This is a genomic window from Vibrio genomosp. F6, from assembly GCF_005146325.1.
Taxonomy (GTDB): Bacteria; Pseudomonadota; Gammaproteobacteria; order Enterobacterales; family Vibrionaceae; genus Vibrio; species Vibrio cortegadensis.
On sequence record NZ_SYUT01000004.1, the window covers coordinates 1 to 12853 of the forward strand.

8 protein-coding genes are annotated in these 12853 nt (G+C 42.7%); 4 read left to right on the forward strand and 4 right to left on the reverse strand.

What is annotated here, in order from left to right; translation table 11 throughout:
* The 3 genes from FCV43_RS00065 to FCV43_RS00075 all read left to right on the forward strand — a co-directional run.
* On the forward strand, positions 1 to 1394 hold a 1394-nt coding region (locus FCV43_RS00065), incomplete at its 5' end, for a VCBS domain-containing protein (protein ID WP_136993661.1).
* A gap of 435 nt (positions 1395 to 1829) precedes the next feature.
* Positions 1830 to 2471 (forward strand): TetR/AcrR family transcriptional regulator, encoded by a 642-nt coding sequence (locus tag FCV43_RS00070; protein ID WP_113795318.1) that lies wholly within the window; start codon positions 1830 to 1832, stop codon positions 2469 to 2471.
* A 94-nt stretch (positions 2472 to 2565) separates the two neighbouring features.
* Positions 2566 to 4848, forward strand: coding sequence for an acyl-CoA dehydrogenase (locus FCV43_RS00075; protein WP_136993662.1), 2283 nt, complete (start codon positions 2566 to 2568; stop codon positions 4846 to 4848).
* Between the two features lie 125 nt (positions 4849 to 4973).
* On the opposite strand, the gene FCV43_RS00080 is transcribed toward FCV43_RS00075, so the two are convergent.
* From FCV43_RS00080 to FCV43_RS00095, 4 genes are all read right to left on the reverse strand, one after another.
* Positions 4974 to 5804, reverse strand: a complete 831-nt coding sequence (locus FCV43_RS00080; RefSeq protein WP_136993663.1) for a DUF2797 domain-containing protein — start codon at positions 5802 to 5804, stop codon at positions 4974 to 4976.
* A 196-nt stretch (positions 5805 to 6000) separates the two neighbouring features.
* Positions 6001 to 7371, reverse strand: a complete 1371-nt coding sequence (locus tag FCV43_RS00085) for an SLC13 family permease (RefSeq protein WP_017052527.1) — start codon at positions 7369 to 7371, stop codon at positions 6001 to 6003.
* Positions 7372 to 7572: 201 nt separating this feature from the next.
* Entirely contained in the window at positions 7573 to 8247 is a 675-nt protein-coding gene (locus FCV43_RS00090; RefSeq protein WP_261889481.1) for a SanA/YdcF family protein, read from the reverse strand.
* A 162-nt stretch (positions 8248 to 8409) separates the two neighbouring features.
* Entirely contained in the window at positions 8410 to 10098 is a 1689-nt protein-coding gene (locus FCV43_RS00095) for an NAD-dependent malic enzyme (RefSeq protein ID WP_113795322.1), read from the reverse strand.
* Positions 10099 to 10249: 151 nt separating this feature from the next.
* Here FCV43_RS00095 and FCV43_RS00100 point away from each other — a divergent pair, with 151 nt between their 5' ends.
* Positions 10250 to 12676: a helicase-related protein gene (locus tag FCV43_RS00100; RefSeq protein WP_136993664.1), complete on the forward strand. Its 2427-nt coding sequence runs from the start codon at positions 10250 to 10252 to the stop codon at positions 12674 to 12676.
* The last annotated feature ends 177 nt before the right edge of the window (positions 12677 to 12853 follow it).

Genomic DNA, 12853 nt, shown 5'->3' on the forward strand with positions numbered 1-12853 from the left:
TGCAATATCTGGACGAGGGAGAAACCGTCACCGAAATCTACACCGTGAGTTCGACTGATGGCGTTACCCATCAAATCAGCGTTGTTATTCATGGTGATCCGGATAACCCTCAAGCCGATAGTTTTGAAATCGATCTTGGAGATGTCGTGGTTACTCCGATAGTGTTCAATTCAGATAACGCGGCATATGATTTCATTTCTGATGTTGAGGACGATTACAACTCCGTGCCACTGCATATCTTAGTTAACTCACTTCCTGAATCTGGCACTTTGCTCTATACCGATCCAAATGGCGTAACACGTGAAATAACCTCTGCGGATGTTTCAAGCGAAACTCAATTCGAACAGGATAGCATCAGTTATGTTCCAGGAGAGGGCGAGCTGTTCACCATAGGTATTCGAGAAGATCCAACCGAAGATACCCCAATGTCTGATGATGGATTCTACAATTGGGGTGAAAAAGTCAGCGATACAGAGCGACTTGTCACGCTCGATAATGGTAAAGAAATTCGAATTTCCATCACTGATAACAACGATAAGCCATTGAAACAATATACAGGTGACCAACCTCATGTTGGATACGGTATTGGGGATAATGAAGGTAGCGGTATGAATATGCAGGAGGCTCTGCATATTGATTTAAGTGATAACCCACTCGATGTTGTTACTCTCGGGCTCGATGGAATGGGAGGAGAGTTTAATTCTAATAGCAGTGTGAAAATTGTGGCTACTTACACGCTTGAAAATGGTGACATTCATACTGAAGAGTACCAAAAAGATGTGGGAGATACGGGTAATAGCCAAATCTTATATGAATTCAGTTATTCATCACCAGATAACCCGATTGTGGACATTTCATTAAGTTCAACAGGTGGGAACTGGGAGCTGAGATACTTAGAAGGTGCGCAAGAGATTACAGAGAATGTGACTTTCGATTACCAAGCTATAGACTCAAATGGGGATAAAAGTACCCAAGAAACGGTGACGATCAATGTTTTGGAAACCGATGGTTATAACGTTGTAACAGCGGCAGATAATGAACCTCTAAATGCTGAGTTGGGTAATGATTTATTAATCGGTGATGATGGTGAAAATATCTTTACTTGGTTGGATAGCACCTTAGATAGCGGTACTGATGTCGTCAAAGACTTTACCGTTGGACAAGATTTGATCGACTTAAACGACTTGCTTGATGATCCGAATGACCCAGGTGATGTGATGACGTTACTCAATAGTATCGATGTTACCGTTGGAAGTGATGATGTCACGCTTAGCGTACCATCAGAGGGAGGAGGGTTTGAACAAAGCATTGTTATCGAAAATATTACGACTGATTTAGCAAGCTTAGAGAGCCTAGATATTTTAAGCCAGATAATCAAAAACGATGCGGCATAGCTAATTGCCTGAACAAAAGCCTCTTATCATGAAAGGTAAGAGGCTTTTGAGCTTTGCTAACTATTCATTTGGCTATTAGGCCATTAGGTTTACCTCTCAAACGCAAGGTAAAAAAAAGCCCAAACCAAGATGGGTTGGGCGGATACAAATATAGGAGTTATTTAGAAAAAGCAGTGGTTTCGTAGCCAACAAGATAGAAGTAGTTAGACGGCCTGTTTAACTTCTCAATGCATCTCTTGGTTACAATTAATCAGACTGCCAACTTACCCATCAGTTCAATTTATTTGTCATTCTTTTGAATCTTTTTATTTCTTATCTATTCAAGGCGTTATCTTCCTCTGGTCCGACCAATAGTAAAAAGTGTGATGTTAATTGCTTGTTAAATAAATGTGCTAAGAGTATATTTCAAACAGTTGTTTAATACGAGTGATTAAAATGGCCTCGAAAAGTAGTACTAAAGATAAAATTTTAGATGTCGCAGAAGGGCTATTTGCTGAGCATGGTTTTAACGACACATCTCTTAGAAGCATCACGAGCAAAGCAAACGTGAATCTAGCATCAGTCAATTATCACTTTGGGGATAAGAAAACCTTAGTAAGAGCGGTACTGAACCGATATTTAGAAGCATTCATGCCATCTGTAGAGAAGGCGCTGATCGAGTTGAATACTAACGATTTGAACGATAAAGATTCATATAGCATGGAAGAGGTGTTCGAGTCATTACGGGCCCCATTGTTGGCTTTAGATGGTGTTAGACCTAACGGGACGAGCCTATTTATGTCATTAATTGGACGTGGTTACACCGATGTCCAAGGGCATTTAAGATGGTTTATTACCACTCGCTATAGTGAAGTGCTTTCACTTTTTACACGCTCTGTGATGACTGCTAATCCTAGCTTAACACCTGCGACCTTATTTTGGCGCTTGCATTTTACACTAGGAACTTGCGTGTTCACCATGGCGTCGAGTAAAGCACTATCAGAAATTGCCTATAACGATTTTGGACAAGCGGTTGATGCCACTGCGGTTATTGACCAGATAATACCCTACTTATCAGCAGGCGTTGCTGCCGACTGATTGCAATACCAAAGCCTTGTGCATAACAAAGCTATATCTAACAAAGATACTAATAAAAATACCCACCAATATATGGAACAAAAGGATCTGAACTATGAGCTCTCTAAGACAAAAATGGGTTAGTGACCCTGCTTTTAAATTTTTTAAAAAAGTATTGCCACCCCTTTCTAATACAGAGAAAGAGGCGATGGAAGCAGGAAGTGTTTGGTGGGATGGAGAATTGTTTTCAGGTAAACCGGATTTCAAAAAGCTGCACCATTATCCAAAACCAACACTATCATCTGAAGAGCAGTCATTTATTGATAACGAGCTAGAAACATTACTCGCCATGTTAGACGATCAAAAGATAGTGAAAGAAGATCGTGATTTGCCAGCAGAAGTCTGGGAATTCTTACGTAAAGAACGTTTCTTTTCGCTGATTATTGCGAAAGAGTACGGCGGTAGAAACTTCTCTTCACTGGCTAACTCTACGATTGTAACCAAGATTGCGACCCGCAGTATCAGTACAGCGGTTACCGTTATGGTGCCAAACTCTTTGGGACCAGGCGAACTATTATCGCATTACGGGACTCAAGAGCAGAAAGATTACTGGCTACCTCGTCTAGCGGATGGCACGGAAATCCCTTGTTTTGCATTGACTGGTCCTGAAGCCGGCTCGGATGCCGGTGGGATCCCAGATCAGGGTACAGTGTGTTACGGCACCCATGAAGGCAAAGAAGTACTGGGTATTAAATTAAGTTGGAACAAGAGATATATCACCCTTGCACCTGTCGCAACCGTTGTTGGTTTAGCCTTTAAACTGAACGATCCAGAACACCTATTGGGTGATAAAGATGAACTAGGCATTACTTGTGCGCTTATTCCAGCCGATCACGAAGGTGTCGTGGTTGGTGAACGTCATGATCCACTTGGGCTCGCATTCATGAATGGTCCAACTCGTGGAGAAGATGTCTTCATTCCAATGGACTGGCTAATTGGTGGATCTGATTATGCGGGTAAAGGTTGGAGAATGTTAGTGGAATGCCTATCTGCTGGTCGTGGTATTTCACTTCCTGCGCTAGGTTCTGCTATGGGGCATCTAACGGCTCGAACAACTGGGGCGTATGCTTATGTTCGTAAGCAGTTTGGTATGTCGATTGGTAAATTTGAAGGCGTAGCGGAAAGCCTCGGCCGAATTGGTGGGCTTACATACCTACTCGAAGCAAGTCGTACGTTAACAACCACATCTCTAGATCTAAAAGAGAAGCCGGGAATTGTGACTGCAATCGCTAAATATCACATGACAGAAATTGCGCGTACTATCCTAAATGACTCGATGGATATTCACTCAGGACGTGCGATTCAAGATGGCCCGATGAACTACTTGGTTGCGCCATATCTTGGCATTCCAGTGGCAATCACTGTTGAAGGCGCGAATATTCTTACTCGTAACTTGATGATATTCGGTCAAGGTGCCACTCGCTGCCACCCATATGTACTGAAAGAGATGGAAGCGGCTGCGAATCCAGATGAAAAAGAAGGTGCAAAACAGTTTGATTCATTGCTATTCAAACATATTGGCCATGCAACGAAGAACACATTGGGTGCATTTGGTGCAGCCCTAACAGGTTCACGTTTCATTAAAGCTGACATGAGCGGGCCTACCAAGGTGTACTACCAAGATATGACTCGTATGAGCCGAGCATTAGCAGTAAGTGCTGACTTTGCAATGCTGACATTAGGTGGTGATCTCAAACGTAAAGAGATGATTTCAGCGCGTTTAGGTGATGGTCTTAGCTACCTATATATGGCATCTGCTGTGCTTAAGAAATATGAAGATGAAGGACGCCAACAAGCGGATCTGGATTATGTTCATTATGGCATTCAGCACTGTTTACATAATGCTGCTAAATCATTGCAAGAAGCTTATACCAACTTCCCAAGTAAAGCGGTTGGTCGAATTTTGAAAACACTGATTTTCCCAGTAGGTAACCATTTTGAAAAACCAAGCGACACGCTTACGGTAAGATTAGCGGAAAGTGTGATGACACCTGGAGCGCATCGTGATCGCTTAACTCACCTGTGTTATATCGGTGACGATGAGAATGATAGCGTAGGTCTGATGGAAGAAGCCTTCATCGCAATGTACGACATCAAAGGATTAGAGCGTAAATTATACCGCGCAGCGAAAGAGGGTAAAATTGCGAGGAAAGGTCTATTGAATGATAGGCTGGAACAAGCCCTTCAAGCGAATGTATTAACCCAAGAGGAAGTTGAGCAAATTATTGCGGCTGATAAACTGAGATACAAGGCGATTCAAGTTGACCACTTTAGCCATGATTTCAGCGAAACGCTAACCAATAACACCTCTAAGCCAAAACTGAATAGTGTTGCTTAGCAGTTGGTGGGTTAGAGCAATTAGAAACATAGTTGATAGCTATAGCTAAATGAAAATGCCAGTCAGAGTGAAATCTGTCTGGCATTTTTTGCTATGAATGAAGAAGCGTTAATGAAGAAGATGCGCTATTGCGGGTCGCTTACTTCGACTTCATACGATGAGAATTTTCGAACATTAATCACGCCAGTATCAAAAATTAAATATTGACCTTTGATGCCTTTCAAAATACCAGTGACCTCTGGGTTTTTATCAAAATTGTGTGATGTTATTTTGACGGGGTGCTCATCAACCGGGTAATCAATAGCAGTGGTCGTTTCATTGAGAAGTTGTACGGCATCATCCCCGTATTTCTTTTTAATCTCAGCAATGGTTGGCTCAACTAACGGTAGTAAATGAGCGAACTTCTCTTCCAGTGGCATAGGTTCGCCATCACCCTTAAGAAGCGTCCGCCAATTCGTTTTATCCGAAATATGTTTTGCTAATTCTATTTCGATCAGCCCTGAAATATGGCGAGTTTTCACTTTAAAGATCGGCAAGCCTTGTGTCGCACCTTGATCAATCCAACGGGTAGGTATTTGTGTGTGACGAGTGATCCCGACCTTTAAGCTAGAAGTATTAGAAAGGTAAACATAATGGTCTACCATGCAGTTTTCTTCGCCCCATTGCGGTTCACGACAAGTGCCTGCTTCATAGTGACAAGTTTCAGGCTTCATGATGCACATATCGCAGCTGGCAAGTTTTCTCATGCAGACGAAACAGTGGCCTTGCGAGTAGCTTTTTTTCGTCTTCTTCCCACAGGCACTACAGAAAATATTCCCAGTATGGACCAAGGTTAGAGACTTACCGATGAATGGATTTAGGTCAACTAACTCCTCACCGACTGGCAAGCGGTATTGAACTTTTCCATCCAATGATGCACGCATTTTACTCAGCGTACCTTTAGCTAATAAAGACATGACATTACTCTTAAGATTATTCTTATTTTAGACGAGTAGTGTAGCAAAAAAGAGAGTGAAAAAGATCGAGGTTAAACAGTGGAAGAGCTGGAAATGGAAAAAAGGTGACGCGAACGCCACCAAAAGGGAAACCTGCAAACTTAATAGGAGCTTGCAGAGTAGTGCTCAGGGAAATCGCATTCTGAAGAGCAGCTGCTTACCAGAAAATCCACGCAAAGATGGTAAGTACAAAAATACAGACGATATTTAGCACCATACCCACTCGCATCATTTCACGCTGTTTGATATGACCAGAGGCAAAAACGATCGCATTCGGTGGCGTTGCGACTGGCAGCATAAAGGCACAAGAAGCCGCAACAGCGATAAGAGCAGATAAGATCACAGGTGAAATACCTAAAGCTTCAGCAATGGTTGCAAATACTGGTACGAGTAGTGCTGCGCTTGCCGTGTTGCTGGCAAATTCAGTGAGAAAGACAACAAAGCCAACCACAGTCAAAATAGTTAATAGCATTCCTGCTTGCTCAAGGAAGCCGCTTAGAGAGTGCGCAAGGAAGACACTGGTGCCTGTTGCTTTAAGGATATTACTTAAGCAAATACCACCACCGAATAGGATAAGAACACCCCAATCCGTGGTCTTCTCGACATCTTTCCATTCAACTGCTTTTGATGCGCCAAGAAGAACAATAGCGCCAATCGCAACAAGCGTATCGAATTTAGAGAAGCCACCTAGCATGGCATTAATCGGCTTGCTGAATATCCACATGCTAACGGTTAAAAGGAAAATCGCTAATGTGATTTTTTTGCCGTTTGTCCACTCCACAGGTTTATGATCTAATTCGAACTTATGGTTAAGATCGGGTTTGATCATGATGTACAGAACAAACATAGTGATTGGAAGAAGAATTAGGGAAATAGGTAGCCCTAGTGCCATCCACTCCGTAAAGTTAAGGCCAACTTCTGCGGCTGCAATAGCATTGGGTGGGCTACCGACCAGTGTGGCAATACCACCAATTGAAGCGCAATAGGCCACCCCAAGTAGTACGAATACATAAGTGTTGTGGTTTTTGTTTTTATCCAGTTTGCTCATAACCCCAAGAACTAAAGGCAGCATCATTGCAGCCGTTGCGGTGTTAGAGATCCACATTGATAAACCAGCACTCACACCAAATAGCATAAAGACCGCGACAGACATTTTACCTTTGGCGATAATGAGGACTTTGTCAGCAATAGCTTTATCGAGTTCCTGCTTGTGTAGTGCAGCAGCAAGAGCGAATCCACCAAGAAAAAGGAAGATGATAGAGTTAGAGAAATTATTGAGCGCGGTTTGGGTATTAAATACCCCTAGTAAGACTGCCAACATTGGAACCAGTAGGGCTGTGATACTGACATGCACCGCTTCCGTTAACCAAAGCACTGCTACAAAAGTAAGGATACTTAAGCCAGTCACAACGTTCTCATCAAAAGGTAAAACATTCAGTAAAGTAAAAAATAGTAGAGTGTTTCCGACAAGAATCATGCTGTTTCGAGTAAAAAACCAGTTCCGTAAGGTTACTGCGAGTGCTGTCATAAGTGCTCCTTTTACTTAACTTCAGGTAATTATTGTTATTTGAAGCTAAGTTCTGCTTAGTAAAGTATCTGACTTGAGTTAATTGTTTTAATTTGTACTCTTTTGTTGTCTTGATGTTACTTAACTGGATGGAAAGCTGCTGAGGAGTTTTGAACGTGCTAGATGAAAATGTGACGAAGAAAATTAAAAATGGGTAAGAAATTACCCATTTGATATGGTTCTTGAAGCGGAAGAGGCTGGATTAGGTAAGATTGGTTCTTTTGGACCAAGGAATTTAGGCTGCGTATTGATGATGTAGAGATCTAAAAAAGCTTTAGTTCGGGCAAAAATTTCACGAAAACGAATGGAGAACCCGGAGTGGTGGGTTGGGCCAGAAACGGCTAGACACTGCGCGTTGATGTCATAAGAGTGGGCTATGAATAGCGCTCTTTCACAGTGGAATTTTTGCGTAATAATCAAAAAATCATCGGTATCGAAAATTTCTTTTGCGCGGACAATCGAATCTAAAGTTCGAAAACCTGCATAGTCCAAGTGAATGTCCTCTTCTGAAACGTTCGCTTTGAGGAGATCTCGTTTCATTGTCCAAGGTTCATTATAAGATCGATGTGCGTTGTCGCCACTCAGAAGAAAGTGGTCTACTTTATCATCTTGGTAGAGCTCGATAGCGGCTTCAATTCTGTGAGCGTAATACTCGTTTAGAGTGCGACCTAAATACTTACTTGTACCGAGTACCACAGCAACCTCAAAGTAATCGACCTGTTCAGATGATTGAATAATTCTATCTTCAGCTTGCCAAGAGACCCATCGGTCGATAGAAAACACAACAGTAGCGAGAAGAATCAACGATATAGAAATACATAGCAAGATGTATCGAATCAATGCTCGATGTCGGCGAAGGAAGTGTAATGAAGAAAGTAACAATGGCTTCACTAAAACTAATAATTCCAAATCGGTAAAATGAGAATGTTGATAATATAAAAAAAGCCCTTATGTCACAATCATAAGGGCTTTTTAAATTAGAGTGTCATTCAGTAAAAATTAGAATGCAGTACGTTTGTAACGACGGTAAACAGGCTGCCAAAACTGCTGATCAATCGCCAGTTGTAACGCTTCATCGGTGATTTCTAGAGCAACGCCTTCTTCAATGGCTTTCTTAGCAACAGCAAAAGCAATTTTCTTCGACACAAGGTGGATCTCTTCCAGTGGTGGAAGCAATGCTCCAGTACCATTGATTGCAAGTGGAGAACATGTCGCGAGAGCTCGGCTCGATTCCATCAACATCGCATCTGTTACGCGTGATGCGTTGACAGCAAGTACGCCTAAACCAATGCCAGGGAAAATATAACTGTTGTTGCACTGAGCGATAGGGAAGCGTTGTCCGTTGTGCATGACAGGATCGAATGGGCTACCAGTCGCCACAAGAGCTTGGCCATCAGTCCAACGCAAAATATCATTCGGTGTTGCTTCTACTCGGCTCGTTGGATTCGAAAGAGGGAATACAATCGGACGCTCACAATGTTTGTGCATCTCTTGGATAACATCTTTGCTAAACAGACCTGGAGCACCAGATACGCCGATCAATACCGTTGGCTTAGCATTTTTCATCACATCAAGAAGTGAGTAATCTGTGCCTTCGCTTTCCCAATCTTTGGTGTTTGCACTGTTTTGAACCAAGCGCTGTTGGAAATCAAGCAGATTAGGCATACCTTCTTGCAGTAGGCCCCAGCGATCCACCATGTAAACTTGAGAGCGAGCTTGTGCATCATCAATACCTTCAGACACCATCTGCGCAATGATCGCTTCAGCAATACCACAACCAGCGGAACCGGCACCTAAGAAGGTTACACGTTGATCGGAAAGCTTACTACCCGCCGCTTTACAAGCTGAGATTAAAGAGCCAACAGTGACGGCGGCAGTACCTTGAATGTCATCATTGAAGCAGCAGATGCGATCTTTGTATCGCTCAAGTAGTGGCATTGCGTTCTTCTGGGCGAAATCTTCGAATTGAATTAACGCATCAGGCCAACGGCGTTGAACCGCTTGAATGAACTCTTCTACAAACGCATCGTAATCTGCACCAGTAATACGAGGATGACGCCAACCCATATACATAGGATCTGCAAGACGTTGTGGATTATTGGTACCTACGTCTAGCACGATTGGAAGTGTGTATGCTGGGCTTATCCCACCACATGCCGTATATAATGCTAATTTACCGATTGGGATACCCATTCCCCCGATTCCTTGGTCGCCCAAACCTAGAATTCGTTCCCCATCCGTGACAACAATGATTTTTACGTTGTGGTTAGCCGCATTATTCAGCAAATCATCAATTTTATCGCGGTTAGGATAAGAGATGAAAAGGCCACGACCACGACGATAAATGTTAGAGAAATTTTCACATGCCGCACCAACCGTTGGCGTGTAAATGATTGGCATCATCTCTGAAACGTGATTTTGGACTAAACGATAAAATAGAGTCTCGTTTGTATCTTGGATATTACGCAGATAAATGTGCTTATCCATATCATTTTCAAAATTACAGTATTGTTGGTAAGCACGGCCAACTTGTTCTTGGATTGTTTCAGTCGTCTCTGGAAGTAAACCATTTAAGTTAAAAGAGCTACGTTCAGATGCTGAAAACGCGCTTCCTTTGTTTAGTAATGGCGTACTAAGAAGTGCTGAACCAGCATATGAAATATAGAGCGGGCGTTTATCGTTGTTCATTTTGTGCCTATGTAGGGTTTGGGGGATCTTAAAAATGATAACGGTTAAGTTATTCAGTTGTAAATAGCATAGGCTAAGGTTTGGGAAAACAAACACTCGCTTATGTCTTTGGAGTATAATAACGCAAATCTCCATATTATTTACTAATAACATGCATTCACTTCCAATAGACGCGCTATTTTCTGAATTTGAAGCCACTATCGCAAAATATAATCTTGTTGTAGAAGCTGAAACGGGATCGGGTAAGTCAACCAAACTTCCATTATGGGCATCGAAATACGGCCGAGTATTAGTGATTGAACCTCGTCGAATCGCCTGTACTTCACTCGCGGAATATACAGCCAGTCAGCGGCTAGAGCGGGTAGGGCAATCTATTGGTTACGCCATCAAACTAGACGTTCAATTTAGCGAAGATAGTGACATTGTTTTTGTTACCCCAGGAGTCGCACTGCGCTGGTTCTCTGAAAACAAACTAGCGGATTTTGATATTGTCATGATCGATGAATTTCATGAGCGGCGCTGGGACACCGATCTTCTGGTGGCGTTATTGAAGGAGGCGAATCGTCATCGGCTTATTGTCACTTCTGCGACATTAGAGGGGCATCGACTGGCCGAATATGTGAATGCCACTCGGCTCCAATCCCAAGGACGCCTGTTTGATGTGGACTATATCTATCGTACGAGTGAGAGCCAGCAACTTCCCGATATTCGAATGCTTGAGAATCGAATTGTCGATGAAGTTAAAAAACAGCTGATAGCCAGTCCGGGTGATATTTTGGTCTTCTTACCTGGAAGAAAAGAGATCACACAATGTGCTCAGATGCTACAAAGTATTGCTGGCTGTGTTGTTGTGAAGTTGCATGCCTCCGTTTCAGATAAAGAGCGTAAATTAGCCTTGAACGCTCAACCATTGCAGGTTCATGATTCAGAAAATAGTGGTGACTCTGAAAGCTCAGATGTTCATCTAAAGAAAGTAGTGCTGGCAACCAACGTGGCTGAAACATCGTTAACCATCCCGAATATTTCAACCGTGATTGATTCTGGGCTTGAGCGGCGGACTATTCAGAGAAATGGACGCACCACTCTAAGTTTAAAGTCGATTTCAAAGGCAAGCTCTAAGCAGCGGGCAGGTCGAGCCGGGCGGGTAATGGATGGACTGTGTATTCGATTGTATGGAGAGCATGCCGCCTTAGAAAGTATGACGCCACCAGAATTACAGCGAGAAGAGTTAATTGAGCCTATGCTTGCGGCTGCGAGTTGTGGATATTCGTTAGATCAGTTGCCATTCTTAGACGATCTACCATCTAAATCCATGGCATCTGCGACGGAAAAATTGCGACTTATGCAAGCCATCGATTCCGAAGGTAAGATTACACCGCATGGGACAATTTTATCACCGCTTCCGATAGATGCTCTATATGCCGACCTCGTCACTAGAATGCCATCAAGAGCATTAAAAGAAGTGATGGTTGATCTGGCAGCCGCACTATCGGTTCCTGCGGCGATTTATCAAATCAAACCTCATCAGGATGATGACCAACCGATTGAGAAACAGGAACCTCATCATTGCGATGGTGAAATACTGATTAACCTAGTCAGAGGGAGAACCTTTGATTCGATTCAGGTTGAACAAGAAGCGCTAAAAGAGGCAAAGGGACTGTCTAAGCAAATGAGAGAGGCGTTTGAATTGCCACAGCTTGACGTTGCTTCGCGATATGACCGTCATCTATTTCTAACTAGCATTGCTCAATTACATCCGGAGTTGGTTTTCGTTCGAAGAGAAAAACGTCGCCAAGCCTTGGCAAATGGAGAAATGGAAGTTGCAGTAGGGCGGCATAGTCGATTTTCTGATAAAGCAGAGGCCGCCATTGTGATGGATACCCATAGCATTCCAGGACGGGGCGTTAAGCAAACATTAAATTTAGCAACCGTTATGCTACCAGTTCCGCTTAGCTTGTTAATCGAGCTTGAATTGGGGGATTGGGTTCAGGGTGAAACAACGGTGGTAAAAAGTGGCGAACAAAGCTCAGGAAATAATCAAATTCTAACGGAGATGGAATTGCGATACGCAGGACGCCTATTGACGACTCGGCAAGTGATGCCAGAAGGAGAACTGCTTTTAAAGCCAATTGTTGATGCGGTAAATCGAAATGAGTGGCTCATCGGGCTCGCTGACGAACGGCGAATGGAGATCAACCTATGGAAATTATACGTAGAGCTAGGACTTGATGCACAGCACTCGACCCATGGCGAGATCAATTTTGAACAGTGGTTTATTGACCAACTCACTGAACTTGAGATTCAGGATGTTGAAGAGCTAAGTATTTTCGACAACAGTGACTTTACATTTGAAGGCATTCCTTACTGGGAGTTTGATGATTTTGCTCACCAATACCCTCAAAGTATCGCTTTGGCTGATCTTCAGTTAACGGTTGAATATTATGTCTCGAAGAAGTTGATACACGTGATATATCAGCGTGGGTCTAGAAAGGGCAATCCAAAAAGGTGGGAGCTACCAACATGGAAAGGCTGGCGAATTCAATATAAAAAAGCGAGTCGAGTCGTCGATGTTCGGTAATAAATAGATGCAACTTATATGGAGAGTAAACATCTGGCGAATTTGTATTTATTTATTCTGCATAATATTAATCAATTAAGCGAATATTTGAAATTAATGTGTGAATTATGTTAGAAGCTTGCGTTTCATATTTCCTTTTGAATGGTTGAGAGGGTATAAAAGACCGTTCTTTTATAT